Source organism: Streptomyces sp. NPDC030814, assembly GCF_055572155.1.
In genome coordinates this window covers 663601-683850 of record NZ_JBVIDX010000003.1, presented here as the reverse complement: position 1 = coordinate 683850, position 20250 = coordinate 663601, and the positions used below count along the sequence as shown (strand labels likewise).

The window sequence follows — 20250 nt, the reverse complement described above, 5'->3', positions numbered from 1 at the left end:
TTTGACTTCGGACCACCCCCGCGTCAGCGGGGAGCATGCCTTGACCGTGACAGCTGGGCAGCTGCGGCGCCCGCACCTGGGTCCTGAAGCACTCGAAGGAGTGATCGCCGCGTGAGTACTCCCTTTCCGTTCACGGCCGTCGTCGGCCAGGACGACCTGCGGCTCGCGCTGCTGCTGAACGCCGTGTCGCCGGCGGTCGGCGGGGTGCTGGTGCGCGGCGAGAAGGGCACCGCGAAGAGCACCGCCGTGCGGGCGCTGTCGGCACTGCTGCCTCAGGTGGACGTCGTCGCCGGGTGCCGTTTCTCGTGCGACCCCGCGAAGCCGGACCCGGCGTGCCCGGACGGGCCGCACGAGCCGGGACCGGGAACCACCCGCCCCTCCCGGATGGTCGAGCTGCCCGTCGGCGCCTCCGAGGACCGGCTCGTCGGCGCCCTCGACATCGAGCGGGCGCTCGCGGAGGGTGTGAAGGCGTTCGAGCCGGGCCTCCTCGCCGACGCGCACCGCGGGATCCTGTACGTGGACGAGGTCAACCTCCTCCACGACCACCTCGTCGACCTGCTGCTGGACGCGGCGGCGATGGGTGCCTCGTACGTGGAGCGCGAGGGCGTCTCCGTACGGCACGCGGCGCGTTTCCTGCTCGTCGGCACCATGAACCCTGAGGAGGGCGAGCTGCGGCCGCAGCTCCTCGACCGGTTCGGGCTGACCGTCGAGGTGGCGGCCTCGCGGGAGCCGGACCAGCGGGTGGAGGTCGTACGGCGGCGGCTCGCCTACGACGACGACCCGGCCGCCTTCGCCGCGCGCTGGGCGGACGAGGAGGCCTCCGTACGGGCGCGGATCGTCGCGGCACGGGAATTGCTGCCGTCGGTGCGGCTGGGCGACGGGGCGCTGCGGCAGATCGCGGCGACCTGTGCCGCCTTCGAGGTGGACGGCATGCGGGCCGACATCGTCATGGCCCGGACGGCGACCGCGCTGGCCGCGTGGGCCGGACGGACCGACGTGCTCGCGGAGGACGTACGGCAGGCGGCGCTGCTCGCACTGCCGCACCGGCGGCGCCGCAACCCGTTCGACGCGCCGGGCCTGGACGAGGACAAGCTCGACGAGACGCTGGAGGAGTTCGGCGGATCGTCCGAGGACGAGGACCCCGACCCCGGCCCGGACGGGCCCGGCGGTGGGGGGCAGCCGCCGTCGTCGGACCCCGAGGGGCCGCGGGGCGGAGACACCGGCGCGCGGCCCGAGGCCGGGGAGGGCGGTGAGCCGCAGCCTTCCGGCGCGGGTGCGGGCGAGCAGTCCGCCGTACGGGCCGCCGAGCCGTTCCGTACGAAGGTGCTGAGCGTGCCGGGGCTGGGTGAGGGCGCCGCCGGGCGGCGTTCGCGGGCCCGGACCGAGCACGGGCGCACCACCGGGGCACGCCGTCCGCGCGGCACGCTGACCAAGCTGCATCTGGCGGCCACGGTGCAGGCCGCCGCGCCGCATCAGCGGGCGCGGGGGCGGTCCGGGCCGGGGCTCGTCGTACGGCGTGACGATCTGCGGCAGGCGACCCGTGAGGGGCGTGAGGGGAACCTCGTGCTGTTCGTGGTGGACGCCTCCGGGTCGATGGCGGCGCGGCAGCGGATGAGCGCCGTGAAGGGCGCCGTGCTGTCGCTGCTGCTCGACGCGTACCAGCGGCGGGACAAGGTGGGGCTGGTGACGTTCCGGGGGACGGCCGCGGATGTGGCGTTGCCTCCGACGTCGTCGGTCGAGGCCGCCGCGGTCCGGCTGGAGTCACTGCCCACGGGTGGGCGCACGCCACTGGCCGCCGGGCTGTTGAAGGCTCACGAGGTGCTGCGGGTGGAGCGGCTGCGGGATCCGGCACGGCGGGCGCTGGTCGTCGTGGTGACCGACGGGCGGGCCACGGGCGGGCCCGAGCCGGTGGCGCTGGCGGGGCGGGCGGGTCGGCTGTTCGCGGCCGAGGGCGTCGCCTCCGTGGTGGTGGACTGCGAGTCGGGGCCCGTGCGGCTGGGGCTGGCCGGGCAGCTCGCGGCTGAGCTGGGCGGTACGGCCGTGACGCTGGACGAGCTGCGGGCGGACTCCATCGCCGGGCTGGTCAGGGATGTGCAGGGAACTTCGAGGAGGGCCGCGTAATGCCTCAGGGACAGCCGAGTGTGGTGCCGGACGACGGGCTGACGACACGGCAGCGGCGCAACCGACCGCTCGTCGTCGTGCACACCGGCATCGGGAAGGGCAAGTCCACCGCCGCGTTCGGGCTCGCGCTGCGGGCCTGGAACCAGGGCTGGCCGATCGGGGTGTTCCAGTTCGTCAAGTCGGCGAAGTGGAAGGTCGGCGAGGAGAACGCGCTGCGGGTGCTGGGCGCCAGCGGTGAGGGCGGCTCCGTCGACTGGCACAAGATGGGCGAGGGCTGGTCCTGGGTCCAGCGCGACGCGCAGATGGACAACGAGGAGAAGGCCCGCGAGGGCTGGGAGCAGGTCAAGCGGGACCTCGCCGCCGAGACGTACAAGCTGTACGTGCTCGATGAGTTCGCCTACCCGATGCACTGGGGGTGGGTGGACACCGATGAGGTGATCTCCGTGCTGCGGGACCGGCCCGGGACCCAGCATGTGGTCATCACCGGGCGTAACGCACCGGAGAAGCTCGTCGGCTTCGCGGACCTCGTGACGGACATGTCGAAGGTCAAGCACCCCATGGACGCGGGCCAGAAGGGCCAGCGGGGCATCGAGTGGTGATGTCGTCGTGAACTCCTCGTCGTCCGTCCCCCGGCTGGTGGTCGCCGCGCCCTCCTCGGGCAGCGGCAAGACCACCGTCGCCACGGGGTTGATGGCCGCGTTCGCCGCGCGGGGGCTCGCCGTGTCCCCGCACAAGGTGGGACCGGACTACATCGACCCCGGGTACCACGCGCTCGCGAGCGGGCGGGTGGGGCGCAACCTCGACGCGTATCTGTGCGGGCCGGAGTTGATCGCGCCCCTGTTCGCCCACGGGGCGCGGGGCTGCGACATCGCCGTCGTCGAGGGTGTGATGGGGATGTACGACGGTGCCGCCGGGGAGGGCGAGTTGGCGTCCACCGCGCATGTGGCCAAACTGCTGCGGGCGCCGGTGGTGCTGGTCGTCGACGCGTCGTCGCAGTCGCGGTCGGTGGCGGCGCTGGTCCACGGGTTCGCGTCCTGGGATCCCGAGGTGCGGGTCGGGGGCGTGATCCTCAACAAGGTCGCGTCGGACCGGCACGAGGAGCTGCTGCGGGAGGCGCTGGACTCGGCCGGGGTGCCGGTGCTCGGTGTGCTGCGGCGGGTGGCCCAGGTGGACACGCCGTCCAGGCATCTGGGGCTGGTGCCGGTCGCCGAGCGGCGTTCGGCGGCGGTGGAGGCCGTGGCGGCGATGGGGGCGCAGGTGGCCGCCGGGTGTGACCTGGAGGGGCTGGTGGCGCTCGCGCGGAGCGCGGGGGCGCTGCCGGGAGGGGTATGGGACGCGGAGGCGGCCGTGGCCTCCTCGGCCCCGCCGCCCCGACCCGTCCCCTCCGCGGGGGCCGCGCCCCCGGACCCCCGCCATCGGCCCGCACGGCCTCGTCCTCACACACCGGACGGGCTGGGGATACCTGGACCGGCGCCGGAAAGCGCAGGCGCGGACAGGCCGGAGGTGTCTCGGCCGGCGCCGGAAGGCGCGGGTCCGGAGAGGGAAGCGGTGCGGGGCGAAGCGCCGGTCGTCGCTGTTGCCGGCGGGGCCGCGTTCACCTTCTCCTATGCCGAGAACGCCGAGTTGCTCGCCGCCGCCGGTGCCGAGGTCGTGGCCTTCGACCCGCTGCGGGACGAGCGGTTGCCCGAGGGGACTCGGGGGCTGGTCATCGGGGGTGGGTTTCCCGAGGTGTACGGCGCCGAGTTGTCCGCCAACGAGGCGCTGCGGAAGGACGTGGCCGAGCTTGCGCTGGGCGGGGCGCCCGTGGCCGCCGAGTGCGCGGGACTGCTGTACCTGTGCCGGGAGCTGGACGGGCAGCCCATGTGCGGGGTGCTCGACGCCACGGCCCGGATGGACGCGCGGCTGACGCTCGGGTACCGGGACGCCGTGGCGGTGAGCGACAGTGTGCTGGCGCCCGCGGGGACGCGGATGCGGGGGCACGAGTTCCATCGGACGGTCGTCGGGCCGGGGGCCGGTGCCGCTCCCGCGTGGGGGATCCGCGGTCCCCTGCGGCGGGTCGAAGGTTTTGTGGAGCGCGGTGTGCACGCGAGCTATCTGCACACGCACTGGGCGTCCGAGCCCGGTGTCGCCCGTCGGTTCGTGGAGAGGTGCCGGACGTCATGAGCAGCAGGCTGATCGGAGTGGGTGTCGGCCCCGGTGACCCGGAGCTGGTGACCGTCAAGGGCGTCAACGCGCTGCGGGACGCCGACGTCGTCGTCGTGCCCGTGATGGACACCGGCGAGCGGGGACGCGCCGAGGCGACCGTGCTGCACTACGTGGGTGCGGAGAAGGTCGTCCGGGTCGTGTTCGCGCTCAACGAGCGGACCGACCGGGGGCGGCGCGAGGCCGCCTGGGACGCCGCCGGTGAGCGGGTCGCCGAGCTGCTGAAGGCGCACGCCGCCGTCGCGTTCGCCACCATCGGCGACCCCAACGTGTACTCGACGTTCACCTATCTCGCCCACACCGTCGGCGAGCTGGTGCCGGGGACCGTCATCGAGACGGTGCCCGGGATCACCGCGATGCAGGACCTCGCCGCGCGCTCCGGTGCCGTACTGACCGAGGGGACCGAGCCGCTCACGCTGGTGCCCGTGACCGCGGGGGCGGCCGTGCTGAAGGACGCGCTCAGCGGACCGGGGACCGTGGTGGCGTACAAGTTCGGGCGGCAGGCGCAGACCGTCGTCGAGGTGCTGCGGGAGACCGGGCGGCTCCAGGACGCCGTGTGGGGGTCCGCGCTGGGCCTCGCCGAGGAGTCCATCCAGGCCGCCGGCGACGTCGACGGCCGCCCCCTGCCGTACCTGTCCACGCTCATCGCGCCCGCCCCGCGCGACGGCGGACGCGGCGGCAAGCTGTGAGCGGAGCCCTCGGGGCCGGCCGCTCACTCGGCCACGGCCACCACCACCCAGATGAACGCCGCCCCGGCGATCGTGCACAGCAGCGTGGACCGCGCCGGGTGCGCGTGATGCGCCTCGGGGAGGATCTCGGCCGCCGCCAGGTACAGCAGCGCGCCGGCGAAGAAGCCGAGGTAGCAGCCGAGCGGCCCCTCGGGGATCGTGAACAGGAGCGTGGAGGCGGCGCCCAGCACCGGCGCCACCGCGTCCGCGACCAGCATCGTGACCGCCCGTCTGCGGGCGTTGCCGTACACGCTCGTCAACGTGTACGTGTTGAATCCGTCAGCGAAGTCGTGGGCGATCACCGCGAGCGCCACCGCGAGGCCCATGCCCTCGCCGACCTGGAAGGCCGCGCCGATGGCGACGCCGTCCATGGCGCTGTGGCCGACCATCGCGGCGGCCGCCGTCAGACCGACCTGTGGTGCGCGCCCGTCGTGCTCCTCCGCGCCGTGCGCCGCCTGACGGGCCGCCAGCAGGCGTTCCACCAGGTGGGCCATGAGGAAACCGGTGACGAACAGCAGCAGCGCCGCCGGTACGCCGAAGACGTCGCCGCCGGCGGCCTGAAGCGCCTCCGGCAGCAGGTCGAGGCCGACCACGCCCAGCATCAGACCGCCGGCCAGGCCCAGGACCAGGTGACGGCGGTCCGTGACCCGTCCGGCCGTCCAGCCGCCGATGAGCGTCATGAGGAACGCGCCGAGCGCCACGAACACCGCCATGGGTCCTTGCTACCGGAAGAGCCAGGTCTCTTCCTCGCGCCGCCCCGTGACGGTGGCCGGGTTCCGGGGTCCGACGCCGGTCCCGCGGGACGGGACCCCAAGGGGCGCCGCCCCGCACAGCCTTCGCGCCCCGCACAGCCGTTGCGCGCCGCACAGCCGTTGCGCCCCGCACAGCCGTTGCGCGCCGCACTGCCTTCGAGAGAGGAACGATGACTTCCATGGCCGAAGCCCCCACCGGCAAGGTGACCTTCGTCGGGGCCGGACCCGGAGCCGCCGATCTGCTGACGTTCCGGGCCGCGCGGGCGATCGCGGAGGCGGACGTCGTGATCTGGGCGGCCAGCCTGGTGCAGGCCGAGGTGCTGGACCACGCCCGCGCGGGAGCGGAGATCCTCGACTCGGCCGCCATGTCCCTGGAGGACGTCGTCGCCGTGTACGAGCGGGCCCTCACGGAAGGGCTGAAGGTCGCCCGGATCCACTCCGGTGACCCGGCGCTGTGGGGCGGTACGCAGGAACAGCTCGACCGGTGCCGTGCGCTGGGCATAGAGACCGAGGTCGTCCCCGGGGTGTCGTCGTTCTCCGCCGTGGCCGCGCTCGCCCAGCGGGAGCTGACGATCCCGGAGGTCGCTCAGTCGGTGATCCTGACCCGGCTGGGCGGGGGCAAGACGCCCATGCCGCCCGGTGAGGAGGTGCGGGAGTTCGCGCGGCACGGCACGACGATGGCGATCTTCCTGTCGGCCGCGCGCAGCGGGCAGTTGGTGCGGGAGCTGCTGGAGGGCGGCTATCCGACCGGTACGCCGGTGGTCATCGCCTACCAGGCGACCTGGCCCGAGGAACTGGTCGTGCGGTGCACGATCGAGACGCTGGAGGAGACCGTCAAGGAGCACAAGCTCTGGAAGCACACCCTGTTCCTCGTGGGGCCGGCCCTCGACGCGCACGGCACCCGCTCGCACCTCTACCACCCCGGCCACTTCCACGGGTACCGCAAGGCCGACCCCGAGGCGCGCAGGGCGCTGCGGGAGGCGCGCGGCCGCGGTGGCACGCCGTGATCACCGTCATCGGTACGGGCACGGGGGCGCCCCTCCCCCCCGACGCCGAGGCCGTGCTGGCCGAGGCGGCGCTCGTCGTGGGCGGACGCCGGCATCTGGCGGCGGCCCCGCTTCCGGCGACGGCCGAGCAGGTCGTCCTCGGGCCGCTGGCGCCCGCCCTCCAGGCGATCGAGGCGTACCGGGACCGGCGGGTCGTTGTTTTGGCCTCCGGTGATCCGGGGTTCTTCGGGATCGTGCGGGCGCTCGCCGAACGCTTCGGCGCCGGCGAGCTGGACGTGCGGCCGGGGGTGTCCTCGGTGGCCACCGCGTTCGCCCGGCTGGGGCTGCCCTGGGACGACGCGGTCGTGGTGAGCGCGCACGGACGTGCGCTGCGGACCGCGTTGAACGTGTGCCGGGCCCGGCCGAAGGCGGCGGTGCTGACCGGGCCCGGCTGCGGGCCCGCCGAGCTGGGGGCGGGGCTGCTGGACAGCCGGCGGACGCTCGTGGTGGCGTCCGCGCTGGGTGACCCGCAGCGTGAGCGTGTGGAGCGGGTGACACCGGCCGAGGCCGCCGCGCGGGACTGGGGGGCCGAGGTCAGCGTCGTGCTGTGCCTGGACGAGGCGCACGCCGTGTCCGCCGTGCGGACCGTCGCCGGGGCGCCGGCCGCTCCGGAGCGGTGGGCGCTGGACGAGGGCGAGTTCGCGCACCGCGACTCGATGATCACCAAGTTCGAGGTGCGGGCGCTCGCCCTCGCCCGGCTCGGGCCCCGCCTGGGCGACCTGGTCTGGGACGTCGGCGCGGGCTCCGGTTCGGTGGCCGTGGAGTGCGCGCGGCTCGGCGCGGCCGTCACCGCGGTCGAGCGGACGGCGGACGGCGTCGAGCGGGTCCGCGCCAACGCCGCCGCGCACGGCGTCGACGTGCGGGTGGTGCACGGGGCCGCGCCGGACGCGCTGGCCGGGCTGCCCGACGATCCCGACGCCGTGTTCATCGGCGGCGGCGGGCGCGAACTGCCCGCGATCGTCACCGCGTGCGCGCGGCGCGCCCGGCGGACCGTGGTGGTCGCCATGGCCGCGCTCGACCGGGTCCCGGCCGCCCGGGAGGCCCTCGTGGCGGCCGGGCTGACCTGTGACGGCGTCCTGCTGCAGGCGTCCCGGCTCGCGCCGCTGCCGGGGGACGTGACCCGGCTGGCGGCGACCAATCCCGTTTTCCTGCTGTGGGGCGTGAGGCCTCCGGCGCACAGTGAAGGAGTTGACCGGTGATCGGCCTGATCTCCGCGACCGCCGCGGGGGCCGTTGCCGCCCAGCGGCTCGCCTCGGCGTGGCCCGAGCGGACCCGACTGTACGAGGGGCCCGTGGGGGACGCGGTGCGGCGCGCGTTCGGTGAGTGCGAGCAGGTGGTGTGTTTCCTCGCCACCGGGGCCGTGGTGCGGCTGATCGCGCCGCTGCTGCGGGACAAGGGGACCGATCCGGGTGTGGTGTGCGTCGACGAGGGCGGGCGGTACGCCGTGTCGCTGGTCGGCGGGCACGCGGGAGGTGCCAACGCGCTGGCCGTCCAGGTGGGCGAGGTGCTCGGCGCCGAACCGGTCGTGACCACGGCCACCGACGCGGTGGGGGTGCCCGGCCTGGACACGCTCGGCATGCCGGTCGAGGGGGATGTGGCCGGGGTGTCCCGGGCCGTGCTCGACGGGGAGGCCGTGGAGCTGGACGAGGAGATCGGCTGGCCCCTGCCCGCGCTCCCGCCGAACGTGCGGCGTCCGGCGCCGGACGCGCCGCCCGCCCGGCACACGATCGTCGTCTCCGACCGGGTGCTGGACGCCGGTGACGCGCGCGTGGTCCTCCGTCCGCCCTCCCTCGTGGTGGGCGTGGGAGCGTCCAGGGGCGCCCCCGCCGACGAGGTGCTCGGGCTGATCGGGAGCGCCCTGCGCGACGCCGGCCTCTCCCCCCGGTCCCTCGCCGAGCTCGCCACCGTCGACGCCAAGGCCGACGAACCCGGCATCGTCGAGGCCGCCGCGCGTCTCGGTGTCCCGCTGGTCACCTGCTCCGCCGAGGAGTTGGCCGCGGTGGAGGTGCCGAACCCGTCGGACGCCCCTCTCGCCGCCGTGGGCACCCCCTCCGTGGCGGAGGCAGCCGCCCTCGTACGCGGGGGTGAACTCCTCGTCCCCAAACGGAAGTCCGAGCGGGCGGACGGGAAGCCCGCGATGGCGACCTGTGCCGTCGTACGGCGGCCCGCGCGGGGGCGGCTCGCGGTGGTCGGGCTCGGACCTGGTGCCCGGGATCTGCTGACGCCGCGGGCGAAGGCCGAACTGCGGCGGGCGTCCGTGCTCGTGGGGCTGGACCAGTACGTGGACCAGGTCCGGGATCTGCTCCGGCCCGGCACCCGTGTCCTGGAGTCCGGGCTGGGCGCGGAGGAGGAGCGGGCGCGGACGGCGGTGGCCGAGGCCCGCCAGGGGCACGCCGTCGCGCTGATCGGGAGCGGGGACGCCGGTGTGTACGCCATGGCCTCGCCCGCGCTCGCCGAGGCGTCCGACGACATCGACGTGATCGGTGTGCCCGGGGTCACCGCCGCCCTCGCGGCGGCCGCCATCCTCGGGGCGCCGCTCGGACACGATCATGTGTCGATCAGCCTGTCGGACCTGCACACGCCGTGGGAGGTCATCGAGCGGCGGGTGCGGGCGGCGGCCGAGGCCGACATCGTGGTGACGTTCTACAACCCGCGCAGCCGGGGCCGGGACTGGCAGCTGCCGAAGGCCCTCGCCATCCTGGCCGGGCACCGGGAGCCGACGACGCCCGTCGGGGTCGTGCGGAACGCCTCACGGCCGGACGGATCGCACCGGTTGACGACCCTGGCCGCGCTCGACCCGGCGACGGTCGACATGATGACCGTGGTGACCGTGGGCAACACGGCGACCCGTGAGATCGCGGGCCGTATGGTGACGCCCCGCGGCTACCGCTGGCAGGAGAACCCGGAGGACGCCGAGTGAGCCACGTGGTCCACCCGACCGGGCGGGAGCCGTATTGGCGACCGGCCGCCCACCGGTACGCCTCGCACGTCGAGGTGACCGTGACGGGCGGGCCGGCGCCGGCCGCGGCGCCCGTCGCCCCGCAGTACCACCCCGTTCCAGACTCCGAGGAGAAACCGTGACCACCCCGCCGCCCGCCCTGCTCATCGCCGGTCATGGCACCCGGGACGATGCCGGAGCCGAGGCGTTCCGCGACTTCGTACGGGAACTGGGGCGCCGCCACCCCGAACTGCCCGTCGCGGGCGGCTTCATCGAGCTGTCCCCGCCGCCGCTGGGCGAGGCAGTTGCCGAGCTGGTGGAGCGGGGCGTACGGCGGTTCGCCGCCGTCCCGCTGATGCTGGTGTCCGCCGGGCACGCCAAGGGCGACATCCCGGCGGCGCTGGCCCGGGAGAAGGAGCGGCACCCGGGGATCTCGTACACCTACGGCCGTCCGCTCGGCCCGCACCCGGCGCTGCTGAGCGTGCTGGAGCGGCGGCTGGACGAGGCGCTCGGCGGCGCGGGCCGCAGCCCCGAGGACCGTGCCGATGTGACGGTGCTGCTCGTCGGGCGCGGCTCGACCGACCCCGACGCCAACGCCGAGGTGTTCAAGGCGGCCCGGCTGCTGTGGGAAGGGCGCGGCTACGCGGGTGTGGAGACGGCGTTCGTGTCGCTGGCGGCACCGGACGTGCCGAGCGGCCTCGACCGGTGCGTGCGGCTGGGCGCCCGGCGGATCGTGGTGCTGCCGTACTTCCTGTTCACCGGCATCCTGCCGGACCGGGTACGGCAGCAGACCGAGGGCTGGGCTGCCGCGCACCCGGAGATCGAGGTACGGTCGGCCGATGTCATCGGTCCGGAACCGGAGTTGCTCGATCTGGTCATGGAGCGCTACCGGGAGGCGCTGGAGGGTGATCTGCGCATGAACTGCGACTCCTGCGTCTACCGGATCGCGCTGCCCGGGTTCGAGGACAAGGTGGGGATGCCGCAGCAGCCGCACTTCCACCCGGACGACGACGGGCACCACCACGGCCACCACCATCACGGGGGACACGCGCACTCCCATGCACACTGAACCCCAGACCGGACCGCACGACCTTCGGCATCACGGTGACGCCGAGGTGCGGGACGACGGGGCCGGGCTCACCGACCTCGCCGTGAACGTGCGGGCCGGCACGCCGCCCGCCTGGCTGCGGGAGCGGATCGCCGGGTCGCTGACCGGACTGGCCGCCTACCCCGACGGGCGGGCCGCCCGGGCTGCGGTGGCGGCCCGGCACGGGCTGCCCGCCGAGCGGGTGCTGCTCACGGCGGGCGCCGCGGAGGCGTTCGTGCTGCTGGCGCGTGCCCTGAAGGTCCGTCAACCGGTCGTGGTGCACCCGCAGTTCACCGAGCCGGAGGCGGCACTGCGGGATGCCGGGCACAGCGTGGACCGGGTGCTGCTGCGGGCCTCGGACGGCTTCCGCCTGGACCCGGCGGCCGTGCCCGACGACGCGGACCTGGTCGTCCTCGGCAACCCCACCAACCCGACGTCGGTGCTGCACCCGGCCGGGGTGATCGCGCGACTGGCCCGGCCCGGGCGGACGCTGGTGGTGGACGAGGCGTTCATGGACGCGGTGCCGGGTGAGCGGGAGGCGCTGGCCGGGCGGACGGACATACCCGGGCTGGTGGTGCTGCGCAGCCTCACCAAGACCTGGGGCCTGGCCGGGCTGCGGATCGGTTATGTCCTCGCCGCCCCGGGGACGATCGAGGAGCTGGAGCGGGCCCAGCCGCTGTGGCCGGTGTCCACGCCGGCGCTCGCGGCGGCCGAGGCGTGCGTGTCCGACCGGGCGCTCACGGAGGCGGCCGACGCGGCCGACCGCATCGCCGCCGACCGTGCCCATCTGGTCGCCGGGCTGCGGGAGTTCGCCCCCGACGGCCTGACCGTCGCGGAGCCCGCCGAGGGGCCGTTCGTCCTCGTCCGCCTGCCTCGCGCGGTGGCCGTGCGCCGTCATCTGCGCACCCTGGGGTTCGCGGTACGCCGTGGCGACACCTTCCCCGGCCTGGACGAGAACTGGCTGCGCCTGGCCGTCCGCGACCGTACGACGGTCAACGGCTTCCTCCAGGCGCTGGACCGGGCGATGACACTGGCGGACCGCTGAGCTGAGGGGGCTCGACGGTCCGCCGGCGGGTCGGGGGCGGGCGGTGCTACCGCGTCAGCAGAGCGAGCTGTGCTTGCAGTGGAGCTTCACGCCCATCTTGTGGTTGAAGTCCTGCCACTTGCCCCGTGCGAACGACTTGTTGACGCCGTCGGGAACGCTCGGCCTGGCGACGTAGGCCCAGACATGGAGCATCAGGTAGCCGGTGCTCTTCTCGTTGTAGAACTGGAAGTACACCTTGGAGCCGGCGCCGTCGAAGTGGCCCTTCTGCGCGACGAAGTACCAGCCGTTCTTCACGCCCTTCGAGTAGAACTTGACCGGGGCGTTCTTGCAGCCGAAGGGACCTGCCGCGCAGGCCTTCAGCTTGATCAGCTGGCCTTCCCTGGGGTACGCCTTCGGCGCGTTCTTGACCGGGAACGTGCAGTTGAAGCACTTCTTGAGTTCCTGGATGGCCTCGCTGGGCTTCCAGGGCCGCCCGATGTACTTGGCGTTGTTGGGCTTGACGTGGAAGCGCCAGTCGTAGAGCTTGCGGAGCTTGACGCCGGCCGCCGCCGTCGTGTCCTGCTGGGCGACCGTCGTCTCGGTCTTCTTGGCGACGGGAGCGTCGCTGCTGGCGGACGCGGCGCCGGCGGGGGCGAGGACCGCGAGCATGGCGGCCCCCGCGACCGCCAGGTGCGACAGTCTGCGGAGGAGAGGGGAACGGTTGGGCACGGAAGCCTCCCTGGTGCTGGACGGAACATTCGGGACGGGCGTGCGGTGCGCAACCAACCTAAGGAGCGGGCGAGTTCCCGGAAATTGTCCCTTCGGCCACTGCCCTTGGGGGCCGGCCTGCCCCGCGCACGCTCTCCCGGCTGCCGTCCGGGAAGCGGATCCCGACCGTGCCGTCAACGGTGACCGCGGCGTTTGCGCCCGTGCGTGGCGCCCGGACATCGGCGCGGAGGAGCACGAGGACCGGGCCCGCGGTGGACGAACTCGACGGGGCGGGAGGACCCCGGAGAAGGCATCGCGAAGGTCCGGCAGGATGCCGGCGTCGCCCGCCATGACCGTCGCTGGGATCACCAGCCCCGACACACGGAGGTGTTGGCCTTCGTCAGGCGGCGATCGTCCCGTTCAGCACCACGCGGAGGGGCGCCGCCAGGACGCGGACGTCCGTGCGGGGGTCCTGGGCGTAGACGACCAGGTCGGCCGGGGCGCCCTCCTCCAGGCCGGGGCGGCCGAGCCATGCCCGGGCGTCCCAGGTGGTCGCGGCGAGGGCCTCGGTCGGGGGGATGCCGGCCCTGACCAGTTCGGCCACCTCGTCCGCGACCAGGCCGTGCGGGAGGGTGCCGCCGGCGTCGGTGCCCACGTAGACGGGGATTCCGGCGTCGTAGGCGTTGCGGACGGTGTCGTAGCGGCGTTCGTGCAGGCGCCTCATGTGGGCGGACCAGACGGGGAACTTGGCCTCGCCGCCCTCGGCCAGCTTCGGGAACGTGGCGATGTTCACCAGGGTGGGGACGATCGCGACGCCCCTGGAGGCGAAGAGCGGGATCAGGTCCTCCGTGAGGCCCGTGGCGTGCTCGACGCAGTCGATGCCGGCCTCGACGAGGTCGCGGAGGGAGGACTCGGCGAAGCAGTGGGCCGTCACGCGGGCGGCCAGGCGGTGGGCCTCGGTGATCGCCGCCTCCACCGCCCCGCGCGGCCAGCACGCCGTCAGGTCGCCCGCCTCGCGGTCGATCCAGTCGCCGACCAGCTTCACCCAGCCGTCACCGCGCCGGGCCTCCCGGGCGACGTACGCGACGAGGTCGTCCGGTTCGATCTCGTGGGCGTAGCCGCGGATGTAGCGGCGGGTACGGGCGATGTGGCGGCCGGCGCGGATGATCTTCGGAAGGTCGTCGCGGTCGTCGACCCAGCGGGTGTCGGAGGGGGAGCCCGCGTCGCGGATCAGGAGGGTGCCGGCGTCACGGTCGGTCAGGGCCTGCTTCTCCGCCGTGCCGGCGTCGACCGGCCCGTGCGCGCCGAGGCCGACATGGCAGTGGGCGTCGACCAGACCGGGCAGCGCCCACCCCTCCACCGTCCGCACGTCGCGCGCGGCGGCGGGGCGGTCGTAGGAGACACGGCCGTCCACGACCCACAGTTCGTCCCGGACGTCGTCGGGCCCGACCAGGACCCGCCCCTTCACATGCAGCACGGCGCGCTCGCTCATACCCCGCACCCTAGCCAGCGGGACGCCATCACTCCCAGGGGCCCCGCGCCGGCACCCGGCCCCGGGCCCGGGCCCGGCCGCTCACCACCGGCGGGTGCGGGTGCGTGGAGGTTGTTCGCGCGGTTCGCCGCCTCCCTGAAGGGAGCGGGCCTGCGGCCCGCCGTCCCGGCCGCGGGGCCGCCCGCGTCGTCGGGATTCGTCATGCCCCGAACGATGTCGGGTGGAGCGCTCCGGGCGACAGAAGCGCGTATGCCCTTCTCAGTCGCTTCCGCCCACCTGGTTCGATGTCTCCTCCTCCACCTCCGCCATCGCGGGGTCGAGCAGACGGGACAGGAAGTGGCGGGTGCGCTCGTGCTGGGGGGCGCCGATGACGCGGGACGGGGCGCCGTCCTCGACGATCACGCCGCCGTCCATGAAGACGACGCGGTCGGCGACCTCGCGGGCGAAGGTCATCTCGTGGGTGACGACCATCATCGTCATGCCCTCCTGTGCGAGCCTGCGCATGACCGCCAGGACGTCGCCCACCAGCTCCGGGTCCAGGGCCGACGTCGGCTCGTCGAAGAGCATCACCTCGGGGCCCATCGACAGTGAGCGGGCGATCGCCACGCGCTGCTGCTGGCCGCCGGAGAGGGAGGAGGGGTAGGCGTCCGCCTTCTCGGCGAGACCGACCCGCTCCAGGTTCTCGGCGGCCACCCGCGCCGCCTCCGCCTTGCCCCGCCTCAGGACCCGGCGCTGCGGGAGCGTGAGGTTCTCGGTGACCGTGAGGTGCGGGAAGAGGTTGAACTGCTGGAAGACCATGCCGATACGGCGGCGTACGGCGTCGATGTCGACGTCCGGATCCGTCAGCTCGGTGCCGCCGACGAAGACCTGCCCCTCGGTGGGCTCTTCGAGGAGGTTCACACAGCGCAGCAGGGTCGACTTGCCGGAGCCGGACGGGCCGATGACGCAGACGACCTCGCCGCGGCCGATCTCCAGGTCGATGCCCTTGAGGACCTCGTTGTCGCCGAACGACTTGCGCAGGGAGCGGACCTGGATCTCGGGGTGTCCGCCCCGCGTCCTCTCGGTCATTTCACGGCCTCCTGGGCCTTCGCCTCCATACGGCGCACGACGAAGCCGAGCGGGATCGTCACCAGCAGGTAGCACAGGCCGGCGACCAGGATCGGGGTGGAGTTGGCGGTGGTGCTGGCCAGGTCCCGCCCGTACTTGGACAGTTCGCGTTCCTCCAGGGTGACGCCGAGGAACAGCACGAGCGAGGAGTCCTTGAAGAGGAGGACGAGTTCGTTGGTGAGCGGCGGGAGGATGATCCGGAACGCCTGCGGGATGATGATCGACACCATCGCGCGGGCGGGCGAGAAGCCCAGCGAGCGGGCCGCCTCCATCTGCCCCTTGGGGACGGCCTGGATGCCGGCGCGGATCGTCTCCGCCATGTACGCCGCCGCGACCAGGCCGAGCGCGAGGGCGACCTTGCCGTAGGTGCCGCCGACGATCTCCGTGCCCGGGAACGCCAGCGGGACGGCGACACCGATGAAGATGAAGATCAGCAGAGCGGGCAGACCGCGGAAGATCTCGATGTACACACCGGCGAACCAGCGGTACGGGCCCACCGACGACAGCCTCATCAGGGCGATCAGCATGCCGAGGACCAGACCGACGGCGAAGCCGGACAGGGTGTAGAGCACGGTGTTCTTCAGCGCCATCGTGATGACGTCCGGGAACATCTGCTCGGCGATGTCCGCCTGCGCGAACTGGTTCCTCAGCCGGCTCCAGTCCGCCGAGACCGCGAAGGCGATCACGGCGGCGACGAAGACGGCGTACTGCACGCCGCGCGACAGACTGCGTTTCTGCCGCCGGGTCAGCCCCTTCTTCCTGGGCTGGACCACTGCGTCCGTGTCGGCCATGGGTCAGGAGGCGGACGGGGAGGCGGAGGCGGCACTCTCGTCGTACGGCCCGATCCACTGCTCGTACAGCTCGCGGTACGTCCCGTCGGCCCTGGCCTCGGAGAGCGCCTTGTTGATCGCGGCGAGGAGCTTGGTGTTGCCCTTCTTGACCGTGAAGCCGTACTGCTCACCGGTGTTGAGGTTGTCCGCGACCTCGAACGCGGCGGCGTTCGCCTTGTCCTTCAGCCAGCCCTGGACGACCGGGTAGTCGATGACGACGGCGTCGACCTGGCCGGTGCGCAGACCGTTGAGGACGGCGTCGGAGGACTCGAACGAGACCGGGTCGAGGCCCTTGCTCTTGGCGTAGTCCTCGCCGGTGGTCTGCGCCTGGGTGCCGACCTTCTTCCCCTTGAGGTCCGCGAAGGAGCCGATACCGGCGTCCTTGTCGGCGAGCACGGCCTGGGTGGCGTCGAAGTACGGGTCGGAGAAGTCGACGTTCTTCTTGCGCTCCTCGGTGATCGTCATGCCGGCAGCGGCGAGGTCGCACTCACCGGAGTTCAGGAAGGCACCCGTCTTGAAGTTCTCGAACGGGGTGTCGAGGATCTCCTGCTTGACGTCCAGGTCCTTGGCGACGAGGTCGATCAGCGCGACGTCGAAGCCCTGCACCTTGCCGTCGATCTCCGACTGGAAGGGCGGGTACGGGAGGTGGGTGCAGGTCGTCAGCTGCCCTGCCTTGACCAGTTCGACCCCGCCGGCGGCCGTCTTGGTGCCGCCGCTGCCGCCGTCGTCGGTCGAGGTGCAACCGGCCACGAGCAGCAGCCCGACCGCGGCGGTGGTGACGGCCAGGATGCGGGTCCGGCGTGCGAGGACCGAGTTCACGGGGAGACCTCCTGTGGGGAACGTAGGCATCCGATTATAAGGAAATGTTTGACTCACTCAAACCAATCCGATGGCCACTGGGCCGTTTGACCTCAGAGTCATCGGTCGAGGGGGCTGCGGGGCGGTCGGCCTCCGGGGGACGGATCGTGGATCGGGACGGCCGGATGCGCCGATTACGCCCGACGTACCCCGACACGTGTCGGCCCACCCTGGACACCTCTACCCCAGTGAGCGATGAGAGCACCCTGCGACGCACCCGTTTCTGGATCTGGCCCCGTCGACCGCGGCGCACTACGCGTCGATCGAGGACCAGGTGGCCCGCTTGCTCTCCACGGAGCAGGACGTGGTGCTCACCCAGGGCGAGGCGCTGCTGGGCCTGGAGCCGTATGCGCCCGAGGCGCGCGACGCGGCCCCGGTCGCGACGACCCTCCGGGTGCCGACCGGTGTCGACGCTTCCGAACTGATCGCCAGGGCCCTCACCGCGAACCCCGCGCTGCCGCCGGCCGCGTCAGCGCCGCCCACGACCGCTCCGGCATCCGCGTCCTCGTCCCCAGGGCACCGACCTCGCCAGAATTTTGTATCCGATCCTGGCCGCGCTGCGGTACCGGTGGAAAACCGCCCGCACGGGCCGGTGTTCCCGTGCCGGGGAAGGGGGGCGCGAAAGGGTGGCGTGGGCCGGAAACGGCGGAAACGGAGGAAAAGAAGGTCGCTTTTCCAGCAGAAAGGGTCCTACAATTCACTGGGTAGGACCCCGTATCCTTCTGCCCGCTTCCACCTCCTCTAAACGCAAAGGTTTCGCGAACAACAGAGGGCGTGATTCGGGTAGGTCCCGTGAGGGTTACGCGCATGTGACGGACTCCACAGCGCGCCCTTTTTGCCAGGTTATTTCCGGGCATAACCGCGCAGGTCGCCCCCGGAATCGCGCGCTCGCTCGCGCCCGCGTGATAACACACCGGACGTCCATTCGTAACCCCGTACGGCGATGCAATTCGAAATTCCGCTGGGTAAATTCAAGCCGCATGACTGCCGCACAAGCAGACCTGCACATCCCACACCTGGAATCACAACCGGAAATCGCCGAGGGGATTCGGATCGACCGCCCGGACGTGGCGGACGGCAGCGCGCTGTGGCGCATCGCCGGGGACTCCGGAACCCTCGACCTGAACTCCTCGTACAGCTATCTGCTGTGGTGCCGGGACTTCGCGGACACCTCGGCGGTGGCGCGGGACACGACGGGGGACCCGGTCGGCTTCGTGACCGGGTACGTGCGGCCGGAGCGGCCGGACACCCTCCTCGTGTGGCAGGTGGCCGTCGACGAGGCGCACCGCGGGCGCGGGCTCGCGGGGGCGCTGCTGGACGGCCTGACCGCACGGGTCGCGCGACGGCACGCGCTGACCGCCGTCGAGACCACGATCACCCCGGGCAACACCGCCTCGGAGCGGCTGTTCGCCGCGTTCGCCGAACGCCATGGCGCGACCGTGGAGCGCACGGTCCTGTTCGAGGCGGGGGACTTCCCGGACGGTCCGCACGAGCCCGAGGTACTGCACCGCATCGGCCCGCTGTCCCCCTGAGCACCGCCGGCCCACCACTGGGCCGCCCCCTCTCCCCCACCCCGCACACCCGCACCCCCCACGCATCGAGGAGCGATTCGCCGTGACCATCACCCAGCCCGACCTGAGCGTCTTCGAGACCCTGGAGTCCGAGGTGCGCAGCTACTGCCGCGGCTGGCCCACCGTGTTCGACACCGCGCAGGGCAGCCGCATGCGCGACGAGGACGGCCACAGCTACCTGGACTTCTTCGCCGGAGCCGGTTCGCTCAACTACGGCCACAACAACCCGGTCCTCAAACGCGCCCTGATCGACTACCTGGAGCGGGACGGCGTCACCCACGCGCTCGACATGTCGACGAGCGCCAAGCGGACGTTCCTTGAGTCCTTCCAGAACCTGGTGCTGCGGCCGCGCGACCTGCCGTACAAGGTCATGTTCCCGGGGCCGACCGGCACCAACGCCGTGGAGTCCGCACTGAAACTGGCGCGGAAGGTGAAGGGACGCGAGGCCATCGTGTCGTTCACCAACGCCTTCCACGGCATGTCCCTGGGCTCCCTCGCCGTCACCGGCAACGCCTTCAAGCGGGCCGGGGCGGGCATCCCGCTGGTGCACGGGACGCCGATGCCGTTCGACAACTACTTCGAGGGGCAGGTCCCCGACTTCCTGTGGTTCGAGCGGATCCTGGAGGACCAGGGGTCCGGGCTGAACAAGCCCGCCGCCGTGATCGTGGAGACGGTCCAGGGCGAGGGCGGCATCAACGTCGCCCGCCCGGAGTGGCTGCGCGCGCTCGCCGAGCTGTGCGAGCGGCAGGACATGCTGCTGATCGTCGACGACATCCAGATGGGCTGCGGCCGCACGGGCGCCTTCTTCTCGTTCGAGGAGGCCGGCATCACCCCCGACATCGTCACCGTCTCCAAGTCCATCAGCGGCTACGGCCTGCCGATGTCGCTCTGCCTGTTCAAGCCGGAGCTGGACATCTGGGAGCCGGGTGAGCACAACGGCACCTTCCGCGGCAACAACCCGGCCTTCGTCACCGCGACCGCCGCCCTGGAGACGTACTGGTCGGACGGCTCCGTCATGGAGAAGCAGACCCTCGCGCGCGGCGAACAGGTCGAGCAGGCGCTGATCTCCATCACCGAGGAGAACCTCGCCGACGTGAAGGAGTACCGGGGCCGCGGGCTGGTGTGGGGCATGGAGTTCCACGAGAAGGCCCGCGCGGGCCGGGTGGCCAAGCGTGCCTTCGAACTCGGGCTGCTGATCGAGACGTCCGGCCCGGAGAGCGAGGTCGTCAAGCTGCTGCCCGCCCTCACCATCACCCCGGACGAGCTGGACGAGGGCCTGCGCGTCCTCGCCCGGGCCGTACGGGAAACCGTCTGAGACCCGGTCTTCGACCCACGGCACAACTCACCGCAGAACCCAGCTAGGAGGCATCGCGACACCGTGATCGTCCGTTCATTCAAGGACATCGAAGGAACCGACCGGCATGTGAAGGCGGCGTCCGGGACCTGGGAGAGCAAACGGATCGTCCTCGCCAGGGAACGCGTCGGCTTCTCCCTGCACGAGACGGTCCTCTACGCGGGCACGGAGACGTCCATGTGGTACGCGAACCACGTGGAGGCCGTCGTGTGCGTCGAGGGCGAGGCCGAGCTCACCGACCACGAGACCGGGCGGTCGTACACGATCACGCCCGGAACCATGTACCTGCTGGACGGCCACGAGCGGCACACGCTGCGGGTCAAGGAGGACTTCCGCTGCCTCTGCGTCTTCAACCCGCCCGTGACCGGCCGGGAGGACCACGACGAGAACGGCGTCTACCCGTTGCTCACCGAACCCGAGGAGGTGTGACAT

The 20250-nt window shown here is 72.7% G+C and carries 19 protein-coding genes and 1 pseudogene; 14 read left to right on the top strand and 6 right to left on the bottom strand.

Features of this window, described 5'->3' with window-relative positions:
* Window positions 1-111 precede the first annotated feature (111 nt).
* The 4 genes from ACZ43N_RS09910 to cobI are packed head-to-tail and all read left to right on the top strand — an operon-like array spanning window position 112 to window position 5012.
* Window positions 112-2121, top strand: a complete 2010-nt coding sequence (locus tag ACZ43N_RS09910; protein ID WP_468096339.1) for a putative cobaltochelatase — start codon at window positions 112-114, stop codon at window positions 2119-2121.
* Window positions 2121-2720 carry a cob(I)yrinic acid a,c-diamide adenosyltransferase gene (gene cobO, locus ACZ43N_RS09905; protein ID WP_468096338.1) on the top strand — a complete coding sequence of 200 codons (600 nt, stop codon included), beginning with the start codon at window positions 2121-2123 and terminating at the stop codon, window positions 2718-2720. The genes ACZ43N_RS09910 and cobO overlap by 1 nt, the downstream gene beginning before the upstream one ends.
* A 7-nt stretch (window positions 2721-2727) precedes the next feature.
* Window positions 2728-4284, top strand: a complete 1557-nt coding sequence (locus ACZ43N_RS09900) for a cobyrinate a,c-diamide synthase (protein WP_468096336.1) — start codon at window positions 2728-2730, stop codon at window positions 4282-4284.
* Window positions 4281-5012, top strand: coding sequence for a precorrin-2 C(20)-methyltransferase (gene cobI, locus ACZ43N_RS09895; protein WP_468096335.1), 732 nt, complete (start codon window positions 4281-4283; stop codon window positions 5010-5012). Before ACZ43N_RS09900 ends, cobI begins: the two co-directional genes overlap by 4 nt.
* Window positions 5013-5035: 23 nt before the next feature.
* Here cobI and ACZ43N_RS09890 read toward each other — a convergent pair whose 3' ends face one another.
* On the bottom strand, window positions 5036-5764 hold the full coding sequence (locus ACZ43N_RS09890; protein ID WP_468096333.1) for a ZIP family metal transporter: 729 nt from the start codon (window positions 5762-5764) through the stop codon (window positions 5036-5038).
* Between the two features lie 218 nt (window positions 5765-5982).
* Between ACZ43N_RS09890 and cobM the strand changes: the two genes are divergently transcribed.
* The 6 genes from cobM to cobC are packed head-to-tail and all read left to right on the top strand — an operon-like array spanning window position 5983 to window position 11919.
* Complete coding sequence (gene cobM / locus ACZ43N_RS09885) at window positions 5983-6810, top strand: precorrin-4 C(11)-methyltransferase (RefSeq protein WP_468096331.1); 828 nt, start codon at window positions 5983-5985, stop codon at window positions 6808-6810.
* The gene (gene cbiE, locus ACZ43N_RS09880) at window positions 6807-8048 is read left to right on the top strand and encodes a precorrin-6y C5,15-methyltransferase (decarboxylating) subunit CbiE (RefSeq protein ID WP_468096329.1); all 1242 of its coding nucleotides are present in this window, start codon (window positions 6807-6809) and stop codon (window positions 8046-8048) included. Before cobM ends, cbiE begins: the two co-directional genes overlap by 4 nt.
* On the top strand, window positions 8045-9769 hold the full coding sequence (gene cobJ / locus ACZ43N_RS09875) for a precorrin-3B C(17)-methyltransferase (protein ID WP_468096327.1): 1725 nt from the start codon (window positions 8045-8047) through the stop codon (window positions 9767-9769). The genes cbiE and cobJ overlap by 4 nt, the downstream gene beginning before the upstream one ends.
* Window positions 9766-9930, top strand: a complete 165-nt coding sequence (locus ACZ43N_RS09870; protein ID WP_468096326.1) for a hypothetical protein — start codon at window positions 9766-9768, stop codon at window positions 9928-9930. Before cobJ ends, ACZ43N_RS09870 begins: the two co-directional genes overlap by 4 nt.
* On the top strand, window positions 9927-10856 hold the full coding sequence (locus tag ACZ43N_RS09865; protein ID WP_468096324.1) for a sirohydrochlorin chelatase: 930 nt from the start codon (window positions 9927-9929) through the stop codon (window positions 10854-10856). Before ACZ43N_RS09870 ends, ACZ43N_RS09865 begins: the two co-directional genes overlap by 4 nt.
* Complete coding sequence (gene cobC / locus ACZ43N_RS09860) at window positions 10846-11919, top strand: Rv2231c family pyridoxal phosphate-dependent protein CobC (RefSeq protein ID WP_468096322.1); 1074 nt, start codon at window positions 10846-10848, stop codon at window positions 11917-11919. The genes ACZ43N_RS09865 and cobC overlap by 11 nt, the downstream gene beginning before the upstream one ends.
* A gap of 54 nt (window positions 11920-11973) precedes the next feature.
* Here cobC and ACZ43N_RS09855 read toward each other — a convergent pair whose 3' ends face one another.
* From ACZ43N_RS09855 to ACZ43N_RS09835, 5 genes are all read right to left on the bottom strand, one after another.
* Complete coding sequence (locus ACZ43N_RS09855; protein WP_468096320.1) at window positions 11974-12627, bottom strand: hypothetical protein; 654 nt, start codon at window positions 12625-12627, stop codon at window positions 11974-11976.
* Between the two features lie 379 nt (window positions 12628-13006).
* Entirely contained in the window at window positions 13007-14098 is a 1092-nt protein-coding gene (locus ACZ43N_RS09850) for an amidohydrolase family protein (protein WP_468096318.1), read from the bottom strand.
* Between the two features lie 258 nt (window positions 14099-14356).
* Window positions 14357-15166, bottom strand: a complete 810-nt coding sequence (locus tag ACZ43N_RS09845; protein ID WP_468096317.1) for an amino acid ABC transporter ATP-binding protein — start codon at window positions 15164-15166, stop codon at window positions 14357-14359.
* Window positions 15163-15996, bottom strand: coding sequence for an amino acid ABC transporter permease (locus ACZ43N_RS09840; RefSeq protein ID WP_468096315.1), 834 nt, complete (start codon window positions 15994-15996; stop codon window positions 15163-15165). The genes ACZ43N_RS09845 and ACZ43N_RS09840 overlap by 4 nt, the downstream gene beginning before the upstream one ends.
* Before the next feature lie 3 nt (window positions 15997-15999).
* Window positions 16000-16854, bottom strand: a complete 855-nt coding sequence (locus tag ACZ43N_RS09835; protein ID WP_468096314.1) for an ABC transporter substrate-binding protein — start codon at window positions 16852-16854, stop codon at window positions 16000-16002.
* 262 nt (window positions 16855-17116) lie between these two features.
* Here ACZ43N_RS09835 and ACZ43N_RS09830 point away from each other — a divergent pair.
* The 4 genes and pseudogenes from ACZ43N_RS09830 to ACZ43N_RS09815 all read left to right on the top strand — a co-directional run.
* Window positions 17117-17299, top strand: a pseudogene (locus tag ACZ43N_RS09830) (alanine--glyoxylate aminotransferase family protein); the annotation flags it as partial.
* Window positions 17300-17873: 574 nt separating this feature from the next.
* Complete coding sequence (gene ectA / locus ACZ43N_RS09825; RefSeq protein ID WP_468096312.1) at window positions 17874-18425, top strand: diaminobutyrate acetyltransferase; 552 nt, start codon at window positions 17874-17876, stop codon at window positions 18423-18425.
* Window positions 18426-18507: 82 nt separating this feature from the next.
* Window positions 18508-19779 carry a diaminobutyrate--2-oxoglutarate transaminase gene (gene ectB / locus ACZ43N_RS09820; protein WP_468096311.1) on the top strand — a complete coding sequence of 424 codons (1272 nt, stop codon included), beginning with the start codon at window positions 18508-18510 and terminating at the stop codon, window positions 19777-19779.
* A gap of 63 nt (window positions 19780-19842) precedes the next feature.
* Window positions 19843-20247, top strand: a complete 405-nt coding sequence (locus ACZ43N_RS09815; RefSeq protein WP_468096309.1) for an ectoine synthase — start codon at window positions 19843-19845, stop codon at window positions 20245-20247.
* Window positions 20248-20250 lie beyond the last annotated feature (3 nt).

Excerpts from the sequence above, each read along its gene's own strand:
- ACZ43N_RS09850 (WP_468096318.1), bottom strand. The coding sequence starts at position 14,098 with ATGAGCGAGCGCGCCGTGCTGCATGTGAAGGGGCGGGTCCTGGTCGGG.
- cobO (WP_468096338.1), top strand. The coding sequence starts at position 2,121 with ATGCCTCAGGGACAGCCGAGTGTGGTGCCGGACGACGGGCTGACGACA.
- cobC (WP_468096322.1), top strand. The coding sequence starts at position 10,846 with ATGCACACTGAACCCCAGACCGGACCGCACGACCTTCGGCATCACGGT.
- cobM (WP_468096331.1), top strand. The coding sequence starts at position 5,983 with ATGGCCGAAGCCCCCACCGGCAAGGTGACCTTCGTCGGGGCCGGACCC.
- ACZ43N_RS09840 (WP_468096315.1), bottom strand. The coding sequence starts at position 15,996 with ATGGCCGACACGGACGCAGTGGTCCAGCCCAGGAAGAAGGGGCTGACC.
- ACZ43N_RS09890 (WP_468096333.1), bottom strand. The coding sequence starts at position 5,764 with ATGGCGGTGTTCGTGGCGCTCGGCGCGTTCCTCATGACGCTCATCGGC.
- ACZ43N_RS09845 (WP_468096317.1), bottom strand. The coding sequence starts at position 15,166 with ATGACCGAGAGGACGCGGGGCGGACACCCCGAGATCCAGGTCCGCTCC.
- cobI (WP_468096335.1), top strand. The coding sequence starts at position 4,281 with ATGAGCAGCAGGCTGATCGGAGTGGGTGTCGGCCCCGGTGACCCGGAG.
- ectA (WP_468096312.1), top strand. The coding sequence starts at position 17,874 with ATGACTGCCGCACAAGCAGACCTGCACATCCCACACCTGGAATCACAA.